We start from the raw sequence: 19,132 nt of genomic DNA, 5'->3' as shown, positions 1-19,132 counted from the left end.
ATGGAAAAAGAAAAATCAGAATTTAACTTTTCTCAATTCTGGGATAAGTATGGAACATTCTTTATCCTGATTATTATCGTTTCGATCTTTGGAGCGATATCCAGCGAATATTTTTTAAAAGCCAATAATATTACTCAGATATTTGTTCAAAGTTCTGTAACGGTTTTAATCGGGATGGGTGAATTTTTTGCCATCTTGATTGCCGGTATTGATTTGTCTGTCGGTGCTGTTCTGGCTTTGTCAGGCATGGTGACAGCCAAGTTGATGCTTGCTGGCGTGGATCCAGTGCTTGCAGCAATTATTGGTGGCGTATTTGTTGGCGGTGCACTAGGCGCTATAAATGGTTGCCTTGTAAACTGGACTGGCTTGCATCCATTTATTATTACTCTTGGTACTAATGCTATCTTCCGTGGGGTAACACTTGTCATTTCAGATGCGAACTCTGTGTATGGTTTCTCATTTGATTTCGTAAATTTCTTCGCCGGTAATGTTGTTGGTATTCCTGTTCCTGTCATCTTCTCAATTATTGTTGCCTTGATACTTTGGTTTATCACGACTAAAACTCGTCTTGGACGAAACATTTATGCATTAGGTGGTAACAAAAACTCAGCATTTTTCTCCGGTATTGATGTTAAATTTTATACATTAGTTGTGTTTATCATTTCTGGTATATGTGCTGGTTTAGCTGGTGTTGTATCAACTGCACGCCTGGGAGCTGCTGAACCATTAGCGGGTATTGGTTTTGAAACATATGCAATTGCCAGCGCAATTATTGGTGGAACAAGCTTCTTTGGTGGTAAGGGCAGAATTTTCTCGGTAGTTATTGGCGGTTTGATTATCGGGACTATTAATAACGGACTTAACATTCTTCAAGTTCAGACTTATTACCAATTGGTCGTAATGGGCGGATTAATCATTGCAGCTGTTGCATTAGACAGACTGATCAGTAAATAGAGGTTAAAAATGAAAATTTCTCCTTCATTAATGTGTATGGATTTACTGAACTTTAAAGAACAGATTGAATTTATTGATCAACATGCTGATTATTTCCATATCGATATTATGGATGGGCATTTTGTCCCAAATCTGACTTTATCACCATTTTTTGTTCAGCAGGTTAAGAGAGTCGCTAAAAAACCATTGGATTGTCATCTCATGGTGACTAATCCTCAGGATTATATAGATCCATTAGCTAAAGCTGGTGCTGACTACATTACACTTCATCCGGAAACACTATCCGGACAAGCATTCAGGCTGATTGAGAAAATCGAATCGCTAGGTATGAAGGTTGGATTGATTCTGAACCCAGAATCGCCAATTGAAATGATAAAATATTATATTCACCGAGTAGATAAGATAACAGTTATGACGGTTGATCCTGGTTTCGCTGGCCAAAGTTTTATTCCTGAAATGCTGGATAAAATCAAACAGCTCAAGGAATATCGTGAAGAAAATAATTTAAATTATGAAATAGAGATTGACGGTTCATGTAATCCAAAAACATATAAACAATTAATTAAAGCTGGCGCAGATGTCTTTATAGTTGGAACTTCCGGATTATTTAATAATGCACCAGAGTTAGGGGATGCCTGGACCATCATGGAGCAACAGATTGATGCTGCCAGAAATGAGGTGTTACATGGATAATTCAAAAAGAGTTTCTGTCGGTGTGGATATGGGGGCAACCCATATCCGGATTTGTCTGCTGGCAGCGGATGGGACGGTAATTGAGACAACAAAAGAGAAAACTATTAGTGTTGTGAGTAATGGACTAGTTGATGGGCTGATCCACTTTATTAATACTTATCTATTAAAACATAATGTGCAGGTCTCCAATATTGTTATTGGTTTTCCTGCATCGGTTTCAAATGATAAAAAAACAATCATTTCAGTGCCTAACTTACCATGCAAATCTTCAGACTTTCATGGTTTAGCTGAAAAATTGGAAGAGCATTTTGCTTGTCGTGTGATTTTAGAGCGTGATGTTAATTTGCAACTTTTTTATGATGTCAGTGAGCATCAATTAAAAAATAATCTGGTACTTGGTTTCTATTTGGGGACTGGGTTTGGCTTTTCCATCTGGTTCAATGGTGCGCCATTTGTTGGCGCGCATGGTGTCGCGGGGGAACTGGGTCATATTCCATATGGCGATCATTCGGCTACCTGTGGTTGCGGCAATCATGGTTGTGTTGAAACCAATTGCTCCGGCGTAGCGCTTCGTCGTTGGTATGAAAGCGAAACCAGGTCATATCCTATTGATGATATTTTCACATACGCGTTGGATGAACCGGTTATTCAGACTTTAATCGATAGCTGTTCCAAGGCCATTGCAACCGGTATTAACTTGTTTGATCCGGATGTAGCACTTTTAGGTGGCGGCGTTCTTGATATGGCTAATTTCCCATTGGAGGAGTTGATTCGGCGGGTATCAACACATATGCGAAAACCATTGCCGTATGAAAAAGTGAAGTTTATGAAAGCTTCATCTTCATCATTCAATGGGGCGATCGGTGCCGCGCGTATGGCATTGGATTTGTCTAAATAAGCGTAATCCCCGCCAACACCAGATAGCGTGAAACCTTCGCGACTGTCACCAGCAGCAGAAAGGGCAGGACAGGTTCACGCAATATCCCGGCCATCACCGTCAGTGGGTCGCCGATAACCGGCACCCAGCTGAGGAGGAGTGACCATTTCCCGTATTTCTGATACCAGCGGCTGGCTTTGTCCAGCTGTGTCGGTTTGACCGGAAACCAGCGGCGATGCTGGAAATGCTGCAAATATTTTCCCAAATACCAGTTCAGCAAAGAGCCGAGCACATTGCCGGTGCTGGCAACAACCAGTAACAGCCAGACCGGATGTGACTCACTCAGCAACAAGCCAACGAGTACGGCTTCGGATTGCAATGGCAGGATAGAGGCGGAGAGCAGGGCAACAAAAAATAACCCCGCATAAACGGATAATTCGATCATTTAGCCGCCAGCCAGAGAGGCGGGCAATTGTTGCAGGTCATGAGTCTGATGGTCATTGCTGGTGTTCCTTATTAGGCGCGGTATAAATCGTAGCGACAAATTATACATGAAGGTTTTTCTACTTTTGGGGAAACCACCGCAAACATATCTTTGCCAAACTCGGGATCGAATCGCAGGCAAGCCTGTTCGGGCTATTTCTGGATCATCTCATCATCTCTGACACCGGTGTATGAATTTGTAAACGTGTGTCACACAATCATAATCGTGCACCCGAATGCTAAATTATTGTCTTTAGATGCCAATTAAGGCCATGCATTTTGCCCTAATGTAGACCCGCTCTATGTCGATAATCTTTGTGTGGGGACGCGATACATGAAAGGAAAATATGCACTTCCTATAGCCGGTTTGACCGGGATAGCATTGTTATCCGGATGTGGTTCAGACTCCGACTCAGCAAAATATACTCAGCCTGTTCTGGGTACCCGTTCCGTTTCAATCATCAATGCAGATGGATATCAGTTTAAAGACCTTAACCGTGATGGAAAACTGACTCCGTATGAAGATTGGCGCCTGAGTGCAGAAGAACGTGCCGCAGATTTGACCGGCAGACTGACACTGGAACAGAAAGTGGGTTTGATGTTGCACGGGACATTATCTCTGTCATCCGGGCGTGTCGATGCTACCGCGATGGATGATGTGCTTAAAAAGCGCTTTGTGAATACCTTTATCACGCGCATGGCGGGTGATCCGGCACTCATCGCTACTGACAATAATACCTTGCAGGAAGCGGCAGAAAGCATTGGTTTGGGTATCCCGGTCAGTATTAGCACCGATCCCCGTAACCATTTTACCAATGACCCTAATGCCACGAGTGTCAGCGCCGGTTCGTTTTCTCAATGGCCGGAAACACTGGGTATGGCGGCAATCAATGATCCGGCGCTGGTGGAGGAGTTCGGTGATATTGCTCGGCAGGAATACCGGGCAGTAGGTATCCAGATCGCGTTATCTCCTCAGGCCGACTTGGCAACGGAACCGCGCTGGGGGCGAATCAACGGAACATTCGGTGAGGATAACCAGGTCTCCAAAAGCCTGGTTCAGGCGTATATCGAAGGCTTCCAGCATGGTAGTGATGGTCTGAAAGCAGATAGCGTTGCCACTGTCGTCAAACATTTCTCGGGTGGTGGTCCGCAGAAGGATGGTCTGGATCCGCATAATGCCTATGGCAAAGAGCAGGTTTATCCGGGGAATCAGTTTGCCTATCACCTGGTGCCGTTTGAAGGGGCATTTAATGCCAAAGTCGCGTCTGTCATGCCGTATTATGGCAAGCCGATGGACGTCACTTACAACGGGCAAGAAATCGAAGCGGTCGGGTTTGGTTTTAACAAACAGGTTCTCAGCGGTATTTTGCGCGGTGAGTTCGGGTTTAAAGGCGTCATTCTCAGTGACTGGCTGATTGTGAATGACTGTTATGACGAATGCGTTGATGGCATCACCGATGAGCAAGTCGACGCTGGCGTCAGTGCCTGGAGCTTCTTCTATAAATTCGGGATCCCATGGGGTGTCGAAGATTTAAGTATTGAGAACCGGTATGTGAAAGCAGTCGATGCGGGTGTCGATCAATTCGGCGGCGTCGATGATCCTTCCTATTTACTGGCGGCGGTGAATTATAACCTGTTAACACAGGATAGAATCAATGAATCGGCAAACCGGATCCTGACTCAGAAATTCCAGCAGGGATTATTTGAAAATCCGTATGTGGATGTTGATGCGGCAGTAGCGCTGGTGGGTAACAGCACCTTCCAGGAAAAAGCACAAGCTGCGCAAAGTAAAGCCCATGTTCTGTTGAAGAATGACAGCGCATTACTGCCAATCAGTGATACCGCGAAAAAGGTTTATCTGTATAACGTGAATGCAGAAGTTGCCGCGCAATACGGATTTACCGTTGTAACCGATATCGCACAGGCAGATCTGGCCATTATCCGTACCAATGCGCCTTATGAAACCGATCCACATTATCCGTTTGGCAGCGTTCATTTCGGCCAGTTAGGCTATTCGGATGCGGAAAGTGTAGTGCATGACAGCGTTCATCCTGGTGTTTATACCGGCAGTGAAGATTATGCGGTGATTAAGGCAGCGAAAGCGGCAGGTGTACCGTCGATTGTTTCAGTCTATCTGGATCGTCCGGCCATTCTGACGGAAATCAAAGATAGTGCCGATGTCATTCTGGCCAACTTTGGTGCGCTGGATACAGCTTTCTTTGATGTTCTGACCGGCAAAGTCAAAGCGCAGGGTAAATTGCCATTTGAATTGCCTTCCAGCTGGAGCGCAGTAGAGAATCAGCAATCCGATGTGCCACACGATTCGGTTGACCCGCTGTTTACTTACGGGTTCGGTCTGTCCTATTAATTTCTACCTGGGTTCCGTGTATATCCCTATATCCAAGACTGGATATAGGGATTACATAAAAGAGCAGATAGGTAGTCGCTAATTAAGCAGGATCTAGTTCTAAGTCTAAATAGTTTTCTAATCTGGATTTGATATTGCTGACATGAGGGCCATATATAACTTGAACTCCGTTGCCCTTGACTATCACGCCTTTAGCTCCAGTTTCTTTCAGTGATTGTTCATTAACTAAACTAGAGTTAGAAACGGTGATCCGCAATCTTGTAGCACAACAATCCAAGTCGCTGATATTGTTCCTTCCACCTAAAGCATCAATGATTGAAGCTGATATTGCTTCTTTGGAGTTGTTTCTTTCTTCGACATCTTTTCTTGTGTACAACTTAACATCATCAACGTTGTCTTCGCGACCAGGTGTCTTGTATTGAAACTTTTTAATTAATCCACTAAACGCAAAATAATATAGAGGAAATAAAGGTAAACCAATAAAGATTGCATTTAACCAACTGGTTTTGTGCTCACCTTGTAAAACCCCGAACAGAATGAAGTCAATTAAACTGCCGGAGAATGTTTGGCCTACGCCAACATTGAAGATATGGCAGAGCATAAATGACATGCCAGCAATTAAACAATGGAGAACATATAATAATGGTGCGGCAAACAAGAATGAAAACTCAATTGGTTCAGTGATGCCAGTCAGGATCGCAGTTAAAGTTGCTGATAATAATAAACCCAAGACTTTACTTCTATTTTCTGGTTTTGCTGTTCGGTATAAAGCAAGAGCGGCACCAGGAATCCCAAACAAATAAAATGGAAATTTACCAGCCATGAATCGTGTTGCTTCTACAGAGAAGTGGTCAACGTTATGACTTGCCAATTCAGCAAAGAATATGTTTTGTGCACCAGATACTGATACACCATCAATGATTTCTGTACCACCCAACCCCGTCTGCCAGAATGGCATATAGAATACATGGTGTAGCCCAAACGGAATTAATGCTCGTTCTGTAAAGCCATATAAAAATGTACCAGCATAACCTGACTTATTTACTAAATCGCCGAGCATAAGGATCCCGTGCTGGATAACTGGCCACACAAAAAACATGGTAATACCAACAAAGAGATAACTTATTGCAGTAATGATGGGGATGAATCTTGTTCCACCAAAAAATGAGAATGTGGTAGGTAATTCAATTTGATAAAATTTATTATGTAATATCGAAACACCTAATCCAACAATAACGCCACCGAATACACCCATCTGAAGTGACTGTATACCGATAGTTGTGCCAACTGAACCTTCTGGTAATGTACCTGGGAGCAGTAAGCCGTTTAGGTCAAGCATTGCATTGATTGTTGCGTGCATAATGAAATAGCCGATAGCAGCAGCAATAGCAGCAACTTCCTTTTCTTTCTTTGCCATACCCATGGCAACACCTATGGCAAACAAAATAGGTAAATTTGAAAATATAATACTACCTGCACTTTTCATTACACTAAGTAATGAGTGCAATACAGTCCCATTGCCAAGAATACTTTCTAAATCATATGCCGCAATATTAGTTGCATTGGTAAATGAAGCTCCAAATCCTAACATCAGTCCAGCTACGGGTAGTAACGCAATGGGTAGCATAAAAGATCTACCAACTCTTTGCATTATACTGAAAAACGAATTTTGCATATGGTTTCCCCTTGTGAAACATAAGTCACAACAGATGGTTAATTTAAGTTTGAAATTAGTTGTTGTTTATTTGGTTGTGGAACACAAAGTTTTTGCCAGAAAATGTAATATTAAATTTTAATCTTTATTATTTTCCCCAGTAACCCAGGGAATGCACCATTCTTGACTTTTTCTTTTTCAGATGTATGAGTGATGAACCATTTATTTTTCTTAAACAAAAGACTTTCGTTTCTTTTTTCTGATAATGGTCTATTTGTTCCATCAGGCAATACAACTACAGCCAAAAATGGCTCTAATGATGTTTTGCACGGTGTATAGTGTAGTGTGGTTCCATACAGCTCTACGGCTTGCCCTGCATTAACAAAGAACACCTCTGCCTTTTCAGATAAAAAACAATCATCAATTAAATCTTGCCTTTTCCCCAATATCAATATCAAATCTGTTATTGCAATAATCGTTTCACTTCCCTGGTGATATTCTAATCCAGTCAGTGATTGATTATGGCCGGTTACATAACCGGCCTGAATAGGTAATTCACCATAAACTTTGCTTTTGATATTTTTGATCTCTTCAAATTCAGAAATGGCAGGAATTGCTGGCTCATATAAGTTGCCAAATTCTGGAAGTTGGATATTTATTAAAGAATATTTAATTATTTCATCAAAATTATATCCATTTAACACAGAACCATAGCACTTAAATTTCTCATCAAGCACAGAAACAATATTCATATCTTCATTCATATATTGTAAGTTACTAAGCAAGTTCATGGTGATCCTATTAGATTGCTGAGTTTTTCAATATGTTAATATTTTTGGCATAGTCAAAGCCATCCCTAAATACACCTGCGGTTCCAACAACAAAATACTCCGCACCAGCCGCATAAAGCAGGGGAACATTCTCCTTATTAATTGAACCATCTACTTTGATTTTTATATTCAGTTCACGCTCTGCGATCATTGTTTTCAAACGTCGAACTTTATCAATACTTGATGAAATGAAGCTTTGCCCTGCAAAACCAGGATCAACAGACATGACTAACACATAATCGATATCCGTAATAATTTCATCAAGCGCAGTTAGTGGCGTTCCCGGGTTGATAGCCACCCCGGCCAATTTTCCTGCTTTTTTGATCTTCATAATAGTCCGATGCAGATGAGTACAAGCTTCCACATGAACATAAATTATTTTTGCATCAGTCGCGGCAAAGCGTTCAATAAACTGGTCAGGTTCATTGACCATCAAATGCAAATCGAAAGGTATAGTTGCCAGTTTTGAGATGGCTTTAATGTCTTCGAAGCCCATAGCAAAGTTAGGAACAAAATTGCCGTCCATCACGTCAATATGGAATAAATCCGCACCTGCAGCTTCAAGGGCTGTAATCTCTTCACGTAGCTTAGTGAAATCAGCACACATCATAGAGGGACAAATATTAATCATGAACAAACACCTTCTACTACATCTTGACGTTTCTCTATTTCAGCAATCTTATTGACTCGAATTTGATGGCGATCACCTTCATATTGCCCTGCCAACCAACAGTCAACGATCATCTTCGCCAGCTCAATGCCTACAACTCTTGCTCCAAATGCGAGTACATTTGTGTTGTTATGTTGTCTTGAAAGCTGGGCTGAATATGGTTCACTACACACTACGGCACGAATACCGTTCACTTTATTTGCTGCAATGGAAATACCAACACCGGTACCGCAAATTAAAATGCCCTTTTCGAATGCTTCCTGATTCACTGCGTTAGCCACTGCCAATGCATAATCAGGATAATCAACCCGATCTGTCGTGTAAGGTCCAAAATCCTTACATTCGATACCTTTTTCTGTTAGATAGGCCATGATTTCACACTTCATTTCATAGCCGACATGATCACTTCCAAATGCAATTTTCATACGTCACCTGCTGAGTTTTATTACTACATGGGCAAGCCATAACTTCACAATATCACTTCACATAAAAAAGTAAAAGCATGAAGTTTGTTGCGGTGAGAACCGTTCCATGCAGATAACGTATTGAATAATAACGTTATAATTGTGTTTTGGTTTTTGTTTGAAGCCTTTTCAATGGGCTTGATTGGTTGTTATTTTTGTTAAAATGAGATCTTCGTCAAATAATATGATGCTGATTACACTGCTTTGGTATCGTTATCTTTATGCCTTTTGTTTTTGTTGTGAAGTTTTTGTGAGCAGCATTACATTTTTTTCTTTTATAGAAAAATAATCACTTTAGTGTTTTTGCATGAAATATCGTTATAGGCTGGCTATTTTTATATGATGACAATTCATATCCAAAGATAGCTCTAGGAATTAAGATGAAATTAGCAATTATCAGTGGCGGTTCCAAAGGCCTGGGGCATGCCATTGCAGAAAAACTGCAGGTGGCTGGTTATCAGGTGGTGGAGTTTTCCCGCAGTGCGCCGCACGCCTATTCCGTCAAACTCGATTTTTCATCGCCGGATCAGATGCTGCCAGTGCTGACATCGAATCTGGAAAAGCTTGCTGCACAACCGTGGGAAGAAATTCTGGTGGTTAGCAACGCAGCGTCGCTCAGTCCGATAGGGCCGACGTCGAAGAAAAATACCATGGCGGTGCTGGCAAATATCAATACGAATTTTACCAGTGCCATCCTCTTTATGAGTGAGGTGATGAAACACTTCCAGTCGCATGCCTGCCGGAAAGTTATCGTCAGTATTTCATCGGGCGCTGCGTTAAAAGCCTATTCCGGCTGGTCGTTGTATTGTTCTGCCAAAGCAGGATTGGAAAGCTACATCCGCACAGTGGCGGTCGAGCAGGCGAGTGAAGCTAACCCGTTTGTGGTGCTGAATGTTGATCCGGGTGTGATGGATACCGATATGCAGGTGCTGATCCGCAGTTCACAAAAAGAAGACTTCCCGGCGGTGGATTATTTCATTCACCGGAAAGAAAGCGGCGAACTTCGTACACCGGAAGTGGTAGCGGCAGGAGTGATAAACATATTACATTCAGATGCTACGAGCGGTGCGCGGATCCCCGTATTCAGCTGAGTGAGTGAGCCATGCAGCAAACAGATAGTAAATATGTGATTTATCGTCATGTGATCACCGGTTCATATCCGGTCTTTGAAACCAACGATAAAAAAGAGGCGATCCGGTTCATCAAATCGATTCGTTATCACATCATTAAAAAGCCGCCGCTGGATTCCGGGTATTATCTGGTCATAAAGAAGAAAACCCGGATACAAAACAATGAATTGCTGAACTGGGTCAAAGAACAGAAACAGCGGCGGTCATTTTGGCAGTGGTTGGGTTTTAGCTGAAAATCCGGTGTGCCCAGGTTGTCAGACCGGAGGCCACACTACCGAACAGATCCCCGAACACAATCCGTGCCTGCGGATAGGCGGCGCGGATATACGCATCGACAATCGGTGAGCGGGCGGTACCACCGGTTACATAAATCACATCCGGTGCAACCTGTGCCTGTTGTTCAACCTCTTGCATCAACCCGATGAACTTGTTCAGCTCATTACTGATCGCCGTCTGCAGCTGTTCACGATTGATATTCGTATCTAATCCGGCTTCCAGATAAGAGAGATCCACCGTGGTGACTTCATCAGAAGAAAGCGCAATTTTCGCCGCTTCCGCACTCTGGCTGATGTGATAACTGAGCATGGTTTCATAAATGTGCAGCAGACGATCCAGCACCGAATCCGGGCGGGCATCACGCAGCATCTTATGAATTTCACGGCCATTGGCGGCGGAATAGAAGGTGGTCTGGGCATCGACGTTGTTGATACACACCGCATTCCAGAACATATTCGCCGGTGTCGGTAGGCCGGTTTTCAGCAATTCATCTTTACCAAACAGCGGCGCCAACTGGCGGAATGCCAGCTTGATATCCAGATCCAGACCGCCGATACGGTCACCGGAATAACCCAGAATCGATTCATTCCGATCCGTCAGTTCCCGGTAGGCCGGGCCGACCTTGATCATGGAGCAGTCCGTGGTACCACCCCCGATATCGACGATCAGCGCGGTCAGGTTTTCATTCAGTGAACGTTCGTAATCCAGCGCGGCGGCAATCGGTTCAAACTGAAATTCGATATTTTTAAAGCCGGCATCGGTGGCGGCAGAGGTCAGCACCTTGATGGCCTGCTGGTTACCGGTTTCACCCTGTGTGCCGTGGAATTTCACCGGTTTACCGATCACGACCGAATCAATCGGGGCGTGCGTCTGTGTTTCCGCCAGCCGTTTGATATTGTTCATCATCAGATGCACAATTTTTTCGTAAGTATGCAGTTGCTGAGGTTTGAGGCGGGCGCCCAGGAATGACTTGGGTGATTTCACGAAGAAACCGTCTTCCGGGGATTCCAGAAATTTGGCAATCGCTTCTTTACCGAAGATCTTTTCGCCATCGCCACTGATCGCGTGGGCCAGAGTCTGATCCTGCGGACGCAGTTGCATGAACTGCTGCGATTTACCGATATAAACCGTCGAGGAGATAAAACGGCTGCCGTTATCCAGAGAAAGCAGTTTAGGCTGGTTGTCTTCCCAGATACCTAATGCCGAGTTTGATGTTCCAAAGTCCAGGCCAGCGTACATAAAAGATCGTCCTCGTTTAAAGCGGTCGGCGAAGTTACCACAACCTTCCCGCTATCACCAGCAACAATCTTTAACTGATGGACGATGATTCGGCGATCGTTTTACGGGCGATCATCCGCGCCAGTACCGGGCCGATGAAAATCACCAGAAACAGACGGGCAGTCTGCAATGCCATGACAAACTCCAGATCAACATTGTTGCTGGAGGCGGCAATAATGGCGATGGAATCCATACCACCCGGGCTGGTGGCCAGATAGGCTGTAAGCGGATCAATATGAAAGTGGTTGGTCAGCAGCCAGGCCAGGCCGCCACAAAACCCAACCAGCAGCACGATGGAAAGGATGATTTGTGGTAACCCGCGGATTGCATGCTGCAGAACCGCGCGGGTAAAACTTAGCCCGATACGCCAGCCCATCAATGCATAAGCAATACTGAGCAGCCATTCCGGCAGATCGATCGTCATCAGCTGACGGCTTTGCAGTGCCATGCCCAGCATCATGGGAACCAGCATGGCGCCGGACGGAATACGGGCCAGACGACCAATGATGATCCCTGCGAATGCCAGCAACAGCGTGTGGAGGGTGGCCCATTGTAAGGGCGGGAACCAGACGATCGGCGTAGCGGTTATGTCACCGGTATCAACCCAGAAGCGGGCAATAATGGATGCGGCACTGGCCACCACAATCACCCGCAGATATTGCATAAAGGCGACCAGCCGGGAATCGGCACCAAATTCTTCGGCCATCAGGACCATGGCTGCTGCGGCACCGGGCGAGGAACCCCAGATCGCGGTGGTCCCCGGCAGTACATTGAGTTTACTGATCACCCAGCCCATCAGGCTGCTGGCGGCGATAGTCGAGAACACAATAAATGGAAACAGTAGCCAGTGCTGGGCAAAGGTGGAAAGCATCCCGGATGAGATCGACTGCGCCACCAGACAACCGATGATGGCTTGTGCGGCGATAAATAATTTACGGGGAAGCTGCAGCGTACCGCCATTTAAACTCCAGACAATACCGGCCAGCATCGGGCCCAGCAGTAGCGCACCCGGCAGTTTTATCCATTGCAGACAAAACGCAAAAACTGCCGAGAGGATCATTAGCAATGGCCACTGAATAACCGGCTTCATATTTTCAGGTCGGTAGTTACCGTTGAGCATGGTGGTTCCAATCTGTGCTATTCCAGACTGAAATAATACGCTTTTGTGCTGGTGATGCAGAAAATTTATATGAATTTAACAAAGCAGAAGTGGGGAACATGTGTGTCTGCTTCTTGTTGAGTGATGTCTGACAGTACAAAAGACATCGTGCATCACAAATTTATGAAACAACGTTTTATAAATATCGATCCATTATTTCATTTTGTGTATGGTTCTTCTGCCGGCAAAAAAACTTATTCATTAATAGATACAGATTCGGAGAATCATGATGTTAAAGAAATTTCTGTGTGTTGCTTCTATTTGCTCTGCTGCCTGGTTTATTCCTGTTGCAAACGCACAAAATACGGATGTGACTTCAGCGGCTGAACAGTTAAGAGTGCAGATGGTCGACCCGACAACGGATGGACTGAACGCGTTGGTGCTGGATGATCTGAGCTATGGTCATTCCAGCGGCAGACTGGATACCAAAGAAAGTTTTATTGGTGATCTGATGAAAGGCGCCTCTGATTTTGTAACGCTGAACATTATGGATCAAACCGTAAAAGTGACCGGAGATACTGCAGTTATTCGTCATACCTTATCTGCGACGACCAATGATTCCGGTAAACCAGGCCAGGTGGCGCTGAAAGTGTTGCAAGTGTGGCAAAAACAGGCGGCGGGTGAGTGGAAGTTGCTGGCTCGTCAGGCCGTACGCATAAACCCATAAGCGGATATCAGACTTCATGACCTGACAGTTACGTCGTAGAAGGCAGTCACTGTCAGGTTGATACAGCTTGGAATGTATGTCTCAGCTTTCAGGCTGTTGTTTTGATCAATCAGGAGAAAACCGGCCTGAAATCATGAGTGGATTGATTCAGCCAAGTTTGACTAATTCAATCGGTGCATACCTTTCCTGAGCGTGAGTTAGCAGAACACATTTTGAGCGTTCAGCCTGAGATGATGTAAGACCATCGGTGAGCGCTGTTTCCAGCACATCAATTTCACCGGTACCCACAATCATTACTCGTTGTCCTGCTGACAGCAGGTTGCGATTCCGGTCATAAATTTTAGCCATATTAACCTCCTTTCTTATGCACCAGAAAAACTGTGATCAGCGTACGCTTATGGCATCACTTGTATCTGTTTTAGATCAAAAAAATTCCGATTTTTGCCCTGAATGATGTTTTTTTGTTCAATCGAAACTGACTTCTCTATTGTTGCAAATAATAATGGTTCTCATTATTGATTGTTTGTCATATGATTTGCCTCACAGATTTAATCGACATCCGATCCGGCAATCATGATCTACGACGCTGTTTCTTATCCACAAAATCGATTGGGCTTGCCGGTGTTCGGTGGCGTTGTGCTCCTGCACGGACTGGTGTTGGCCGGCATGCTGCACTATCAGTCAGCGGCGGTTAAACCGGAAATGACGGTGGCTATGCCATTAACCGTGCGCTGGGTAACGCCAGTGGAAGATCCTAAACCTGAGCCGGTTGTTGAGCCTCAACCGGTCGCAGAGGCCGAACCTGAATCTCTGCCATTACCACCACCGGAAGTGAAAAAGCCATCTCCGGTCAAGGTGAAACCGAAACCACTCAAAAAACCGAAACCTGTCGTGACACAGGCTCCGCTGCAGCAAAAACCGATAGTGACACCGGCCGTTTCTGCACCGGTTCAGCCGGCAAAACCGGCGCCGGTGAAAGCCGAAACAGCGTCGGCACCGGTGGAAGCCCCCAGATTTAATGCGGCCTACTTATCAAATCCGGCCCCTGTCTATCCGCGTCGTTCGCGGATGCTGGAAGAAGAGGGGATCGTAAAACTCAGAGTCCATGTTTCGACCGTAGGCAAGGCATTGAGCGTGCAATTGTTTAAAAGCAGCGGGTTTTCCCGTCTGGATGATGCGGCATTAACGGCCGTACGGAACTGGCGTTTTGTACCTGCGAAGCAGGGTAATCAATCGATTGAAGGCTGGGTGATTGTGCCCGTTTCGTTCAAGTTAAGGAGCTGATGAAAGATGGAAAATCAACCAGAAGTAACCCAGATGGGATTGGCCCATGTATTGACTCAGACCACAGGAATGGGGCTGGTACCGGCTATTTTGTTGCTGCTGATGTCGGTTGCCACCTGGTACTGGATTGTGCTGAAGGTTTATCAAAACTGGAAACTGCGCCGGAATACCAAAGCATTTCTTGACGCGTTCTGGGCGTGCCGCAACCTGAAACAGGTCGAAGAGCAGGTACTGAAACAGGCAAAACCTGAACCGTGTGCCGAACTGATGAACAGCGGATTACAGGCTGCCCGTCAGGTTCAGAATCCGGATCAGGGGCTGGTGGCGATGGGATCGCGCGAAGAGTTTGTATTGCGTGCGCTGCGCCGCTCTGTCACCCGCAGTACGCTGCGGCTGGAGGCGGGCTTGACCTTGCTGGCTTCGGTTGGTTCTGCCGCGCCGTTTGTCGGTTTGTTCGGTACCGTATGGGGTATCTATAACGCCCTAATTGGCATCAGTGTTTCCGGACAGAGCACGCTGGATAAAGTGGCCGGTCCGGTCGGTGAAGCGCTGATCATGACTGCCTTTGGTCTGGCGGTCGCCTTACCGGCGGTGCTGGCGTATAACGCCTTTGTCCGGATGAACCGGGTGTATCTGGCGGAACTGGATGGTTTTGCGCATGACGTCTTTGCACTGCTGACCACAGGACAGGCCAAAACAGCATCTCAACCGGCCGTCAAGGCGGTGTCCCGTGCGGTGGTGACTGAACTGCAGGCGGGAGAAGCGTAATGGCATTTGGCAAATTATCTGACGAGGGCGGCGGACAGCCCCAAAGCGAAATCAACATGATCCCGCTGATCGACGTTATGCTGGTATTGCTGATCGTCTTTATGATCACCGCGCCACTGCTGAGCAATGCGGTCAAGGTGGATTTGCCGCAGGCAAGCAGTTCGCCGGAAGAGATCAAAAATGATGATATTAAGTTAGCGATGAAAGCCGGCGGTGAGCTGTTCTGGAACAGGGAAGCGATCAGTCGAGAAGAGCTGGAAATCCGTCTGATTAATGCCGCGAAGCTGCAACCGGTGCCAGAATTGCATCTGCATGCGGATCGCAATCTCGACTATGGAAAAATCGCCGACATCATGGCGCTGTCATCGCGTTCCGGTGTCAGCAAAATCGCCTTTGTCAGCGAACCGACTGGAGATCAACCATGATCACCTTCATCACAGTATGCGTGATCATCACCGTAACGGCGCTTTATCTGTTGCAGCAGAAACGCCTCATCTGGCCTTTGCAGCAACGTGCCGCCAAAGGTGTCGCACGGATGGCGTTCGGGCTGGGGTTGCTGGTCAGTATTTTTCGCCTCGGATTCTGGGCGGGCGTGTTCACGCTGATCGCGATGCTGATGGCCGCAGCGGTGCTGATACCGTTTGTGTTTACCCGTTTTTTCAGCCCACGGGAGCAGCACTGATGTGGTGGCGTCTGCTGGCCGGTAGTGTACCGGGATTCTCGCTGGCTGCGCTGATCTGTGGCTTGCTGGCTTACTTGCCACCGGGCAACTGGCAGCAACTCTGGGTGCCGTCGCTGCTGTTGTTCTTTCCGCTGTGGCTCGGACTGACAGGCTGGGCACTGGCTCAGAAACCGCAAAAATCGCTCATCTGGCTGGGTATCGCGCATGGTGTGCTGGTTCCCTTTTTTCTGATTGTAAAACATCTTCATCTGGTTGGTTAATCATGGCGATGCCATCTTCTGATATCTCTGTTTTCCGTCGGTTGCATACCTGGGCAGGCCTGATTGCCGGTATGGTGCTGTTCGTGGCTTTTTATGCCGGCGTGATCACGCTGTTTCGTGGTGAAGTCACGCAGTGGCAACAACCGGAATTAAGGCAGCAGTCCACGGTTTCTCCGGTTGACTATCAGACCTGGTTGGATCGTTTTCTCGCATTGCATCCGCAGGCGCGGGATGAATTCTGGATGATGTTGCCGGGCGAGTCAGATCGGCCATTACGGTTTATGTGGATGGAGGCGGGAAAACATGGCCGACAATCGGTCACGCAATCTGAGCTGGGCGCTGAACCGGATAAAAAACAGCAAAATGGGAAGCTGGCGCACCTGATCAACGAGATTCATTTTTCACTAGCTATTCCGGGCGTGGGCCGTACCTTTTTAGGTGTGATCAGCCTGCTTTACGGGCTGGCATTAATCACCGGAATTGTGATTCATCTGCCGCGGTTAACAAAAGATTTCTGGCTGCTGCGCAACAAGCAGGGGGAACGCCGGCACTGGCTGGATCTGCACAATCTGGTTGGTGTGATCAGTCTGCCGTTTCACCTGATTTTTGCCTGGACCGGCGCTATCTGGGGGTTGTCGGCGTTATTGTATGGTCTGTTTAACAGCGTCATTTTTGATCAGCAATTGTATACCGCCACCGGACAAACCTTTATGCCGATGAGCAGTGTACAACGAAGTGGTGTGATGCAGGCGCCTTTGCCAGCCGATGTGCTGCTGCAGAAATTACCGGATACCGCTGAATTTACGCCGAAATGGCTGCATTACAAATACTACGGTGACAGTGCGGCGCAGGTAGAAATTGTCGCGCATCAGGACAAACAATTAAGCCAGAGCAAACTGGTGGTGCTTAACGCCATCAATGGTCAGTTATTGCAAGATCAAACCGGCGATAACGAATCGCTGAACCATGGCATGATGATGGGGCTTTATTCCCTGCATTTTGGTGATTTTGGCGGCATCGCTATCCGTTTGTTGTATGCCGTGTTGGGCATTGGCGGTTGTTTCCTGTTCTATTCCGGCAATCAACTCTGGATCAACACGCAACTGAAAAACCGCCAGCTCAAAATTCAGCGGCAGGGTGTTGCCATGGCCAAACTCACCAACGGATTCACGCTGGGTTGTTGTGCCGCGATCTCGTTTCTGTTTGTGTTTTCTGCGGTGATGGCCGATCACCCGGAGATCGCGTCTTTGCAGACGAAAGTATTTTTCACGGCATGGGGAGCAGCCATGATGTTCAGTGTTGTCCGCCCCATGAGCCAAGGGCGAAGCGAATTGCTGTATGGCTGTGCGGTATTGACCGCATTCATTCCGCTGATTGATTTGTGGATGAATCAGGAACAATTACTGGCCGGATTTATCACCCTGAAAACCGGTTTCCTCTGGATAGATCTGGCGGCAATCCTTTATGCGTGGGTATTTTGGCGCCTGGCCCGACGGGCAACTCGGTATGTTGTGGATTTTTCAGGTAATATAGCCCGATGCTGACATCATTGATGTTAAGACCGGGAGCTGAGAGTGAGCGAACCAACAAACCGTAAACGTTCTTATGCCACCATTCGGGATGTTGCTGCCAAAGCAAAGGCAGGAAAGACCAGTATTTCGCGCTATCTGAATGGTGAATATCATCTGTTATCGGATGATCTGCGCCAGCGCATTGAAAGCGCGATACAGGAGCTGGAATACCGCCCGAACCAGATGGCGCGCAGCCTGAAATATGGCCGTACCCGTCTGATTGGGCTGATCATCGCTGATATCAGCAACCCGTTTTCGGTCGAAGTGTTGAAAGGTGTTGAGGCCGAGTCGATCAAACAGGGCTTCATGACAGTGGTCTGTAATGCCCGTAACAGTATTGAGCTGGAATGTGAATTCCTGAATCTGCTGAATGGCTACCGGGTCGATGGTCTGATCATCAATTCCGCCGGCATCAATGCGCATTTTTTGCAGGCACTGAAAGCCACCACGCTGCCGTTCGTATTACTCGATCGAAAAATCGACGATTTCCCTTGTGACATGGTGGGGCTGGATAACCCGCAGGCCGCTACGCTGGCCACAAATCACCTGATTGAACAGGGTTTTGAAGCGTTATTGTTTCTGACGGAGCCAGTCCGTTATATCAGTGCGCGGCAGGAGCGTCTGCAGACTTTCCATCAGATGCTGGAACAACATCCGCATATCAAGGGGGAAAGTCATGAAGTGGTGCTACCGGCACCCGATGAAATTGAACGTCTGATAGCCGAGTTTTGTGCCAGTCACCGGGGAATGCGTAAAGCCGTGATTGCGGCTAATGGTGTGCTGACCTTACAAGTGGCACAGGCGTTAAGCCGCTTAGGGCTGAACTGGGGTTCCGATATCGGCTTTTTGAGTTTTGATAATCTGGAATGGGCCGCTTTAGCCGGGAAGGGGATCACCTCCGTCTCACAACCAACGTCGGAAATGGGACGAAAAGCGGTGACCTGTCTGCTGGATAAACTGGATAAACCGGATCATCAGCCGTCGCAATATCTGTTTAACGGCGAACTGATTATTCGCGGTTCGACAACGCTATAACAAAGTCTGAAATATCTCCGGCAAATTCA

22 protein-coding genes are annotated in these 19,132 nt (G+C 46.5%); 14 read left to right on the top strand and 8 right to left on the bottom strand.

What is annotated here, in order from left to right:
- The 3 genes from alsC to alsK are packed head-to-tail and all read left to right on the top strand — an operon-like array spanning position 1 to position 2,545.
- On the top strand, positions 1–954 hold the full coding sequence (gene alsC / locus HNR75_RS03990; protein ID WP_188025726.1) for a D-allose ABC transporter permease: 954 nt from the start codon (positions 1–3) through the stop codon (positions 952–954).
- 9 nt (positions 955–963) lie between these two features.
- Positions 964–1,647, top strand: coding sequence for a D-allulose 6-phosphate 3-epimerase (gene alsE / locus HNR75_RS03985; protein WP_188025725.1), 684 nt, complete (start codon positions 964–966; stop codon positions 1,645–1,647).
- Positions 1,640–2,545 (top strand): allose kinase, encoded by a 906-nt coding sequence (alsK, locus tag HNR75_RS03980; protein ID WP_188025724.1) that lies wholly within the window; start codon positions 1,640–1,642, stop codon positions 2,543–2,545. Before alsE ends, alsK begins: the two co-directional genes overlap by 8 nt.
- Here the strand turns inward: alsK and HNR75_RS03975 are convergent.
- Positions 2,538–2,969: a YqaA family protein gene (locus HNR75_RS03975; RefSeq protein ID WP_188025723.1), complete on the bottom strand. Its 432-nt coding sequence runs from the start codon at positions 2,967–2,969 to the stop codon at positions 2,538–2,540. The two genes, alsK and HNR75_RS03975, sit on opposite strands and share 8 nt — an antisense overlap.
- A 372-nt stretch (positions 2,970–3,341) precedes the next feature.
- Between HNR75_RS03975 and HNR75_RS03970 the strand changes: the two genes are divergently transcribed.
- The gene (locus tag HNR75_RS03970) at positions 3,342–5,375 is read left to right on the top strand and encodes a glycoside hydrolase family 3 protein (RefSeq protein WP_188025722.1); all 2,034 of its coding nucleotides are present in this window, start codon (positions 3,342–3,344) and stop codon (positions 5,373–5,375) included.
- An 82-nt stretch (positions 5,376–5,457) separates the two neighbouring features.
- On the opposite strand, the gene HNR75_RS03965 is transcribed toward HNR75_RS03970, so the two are convergent.
- From HNR75_RS03965 to rpiB, 4 genes are all read right to left on the bottom strand, one after another.
- The gene (locus HNR75_RS03965; protein WP_188025721.1) at positions 5,458–7,050 is read right to left on the bottom strand and encodes a PTS transporter subunit EIIC; all 1,593 of its coding nucleotides are present in this window, start codon (positions 7,048–7,050) and stop codon (positions 5,458–5,460) included.
- Between the two features lie 110 nt (positions 7,051–7,160).
- A complete protein-coding gene (locus tag HNR75_RS03960; RefSeq protein ID WP_188025720.1) occupies positions 7,161–7,820 on the bottom strand; it encodes a DUF4867 family protein in 660 nt (219 codons plus the stop codon).
- A 10-nt stretch (positions 7,821–7,830) separates the two neighbouring features.
- Positions 7,831–8,490 (bottom strand): ribulose-phosphate 3-epimerase, encoded by a 660-nt coding sequence (gene rpe, locus HNR75_RS03955; RefSeq protein ID WP_188025719.1) that lies wholly within the window; start codon positions 8,488–8,490, stop codon positions 7,831–7,833.
- On the bottom strand, positions 8,487–8,954 hold the full coding sequence (gene rpiB / locus HNR75_RS03950) for a bifunctional allose-6-phosphate isomerase/ribose-5-phosphate isomerase RpiB (protein ID WP_188025718.1): 468 nt from the start codon (positions 8,952–8,954) through the stop codon (positions 8,487–8,489). The genes rpe and rpiB overlap by 4 nt, the downstream gene beginning before the upstream one ends.
- A 419-nt stretch (positions 8,955–9,373) precedes the next feature.
- Between rpiB and HNR75_RS03945 the strand changes: the two genes are divergently transcribed.
- The gene (locus tag HNR75_RS03945; protein ID WP_188025717.1) at positions 9,374–10,084 is read left to right on the top strand and encodes an SDR family NAD(P)-dependent oxidoreductase; all 711 of its coding nucleotides are present in this window, start codon (positions 9,374–9,376) and stop codon (positions 10,082–10,084) included.
- Between the two features lie 11 nt (positions 10,085–10,095).
- Positions 10,096–10,356, top strand: a complete 261-nt coding sequence (locus HNR75_RS03940) for a hypothetical protein (protein WP_188025716.1) — start codon at positions 10,096–10,098, stop codon at positions 10,354–10,356.
- On the opposite strand, the gene yegD is transcribed toward HNR75_RS03940, so the two are convergent.
- Positions 10,349–11,638 (bottom strand): molecular chaperone, encoded by a 1,290-nt coding sequence (yegD, locus tag HNR75_RS03935; protein WP_188025715.1) that lies wholly within the window; start codon positions 11,636–11,638, stop codon positions 10,349–10,351. The two genes, HNR75_RS03940 and yegD, sit on opposite strands and share 8 nt — an antisense overlap.
- Before the next feature lie 70 nt (positions 11,639–11,708).
- Positions 11,709–12,797, bottom strand: coding sequence for an AbrB family transcriptional regulator (locus tag HNR75_RS03930; RefSeq protein WP_188025714.1), 1,089 nt, complete (start codon positions 12,795–12,797; stop codon positions 11,709–11,711).
- Positions 12,798–13,062: 265 nt separating this feature from the next.
- Here HNR75_RS03930 and HNR75_RS03925 point away from each other — a divergent pair, with 265 nt between their 5' ends.
- A complete protein-coding gene (locus HNR75_RS03925) occupies positions 13,063–13,503 on the top strand; it encodes a nuclear transport factor 2 family protein (protein ID WP_246358723.1) in 441 nt (146 codons plus the stop codon).
- Between the two features lie 147 nt (positions 13,504–13,650).
- Here the strand turns inward: HNR75_RS03925 and ydfZ are convergent, their stop codons facing one another.
- Positions 13,651–13,851, bottom strand: coding sequence for a putative selenium delivery protein YdfZ (ydfZ, locus tag HNR75_RS03920; protein ID WP_015878883.1), 201 nt, complete (start codon positions 13,849–13,851; stop codon positions 13,651–13,653).
- A gap of 225 nt (positions 13,852–14,076) precedes the next feature.
- On the opposite strand from ydfZ, the gene HNR75_RS03915 reads away from it, so the two are divergent.
- From HNR75_RS03915 to HNR75_RS03885, 7 genes are read left to right on the top strand one after another with little or no spacing between them, the layout of a single operon-like run.
- A complete protein-coding gene (locus HNR75_RS03915) occupies positions 14,077–14,787 on the top strand; it encodes an energy transducer TonB (protein ID WP_188025713.1) in 711 nt (236 codons plus the stop codon).
- A gap of 6 nt (positions 14,788–14,793) precedes the next feature.
- A complete protein-coding gene (locus tag HNR75_RS03910) occupies positions 14,794–15,555 on the top strand; it encodes a MotA/TolQ/ExbB proton channel family protein (protein WP_188025712.1) in 762 nt (253 codons plus the stop codon).
- Positions 15,555–15,980 (top strand): ExbD/TolR family protein, encoded by a 426-nt coding sequence (locus tag HNR75_RS03905; protein WP_188025711.1) that lies wholly within the window; start codon positions 15,555–15,557, stop codon positions 15,978–15,980. The genes HNR75_RS03910 and HNR75_RS03905 overlap by 1 nt, the downstream gene beginning before the upstream one ends.
- Positions 15,977–16,237, top strand: coding sequence for a hypothetical protein (locus HNR75_RS03900; RefSeq protein WP_188025710.1), 261 nt, complete (start codon positions 15,977–15,979; stop codon positions 16,235–16,237). Before HNR75_RS03905 ends, HNR75_RS03900 begins: the two co-directional genes overlap by 4 nt.
- Entirely contained in the window at positions 16,237–16,497 is a 261-nt protein-coding gene (locus HNR75_RS03895) for a hypothetical protein (protein ID WP_188025709.1), read from the top strand. Before HNR75_RS03900 ends, HNR75_RS03895 begins: the two co-directional genes overlap by 1 nt.
- Positions 16,498–16,499: 2 nt before the next feature.
- Entirely contained in the window at positions 16,500–18,041 is a 1,542-nt protein-coding gene (locus HNR75_RS03890; protein WP_188025708.1) for a PepSY-associated TM helix domain-containing protein, read from the top strand.
- 30 nt (positions 18,042–18,071) lie between these two features.
- Positions 18,072–19,103 carry a substrate-binding domain-containing protein gene (locus HNR75_RS03885; protein ID WP_188025707.1) on the top strand — a complete coding sequence of 344 codons (1,032 nt, stop codon included), beginning with the start codon at positions 18,072–18,074 and terminating at the stop codon, positions 19,101–19,103.
- Positions 19,104–19,132: the final 29 nt, after the last annotated feature.

It is taken from the genome of Tolumonas osonensis (genome assembly GCF_014202415.1).
Taxonomy (GTDB): domain Bacteria; phylum Pseudomonadota; class Gammaproteobacteria; order Enterobacterales; family Aeromonadaceae; genus Tolumonas; species Tolumonas osonensis.
This window is presented reverse-complemented; position numbering and strand designations above follow the sequence as displayed.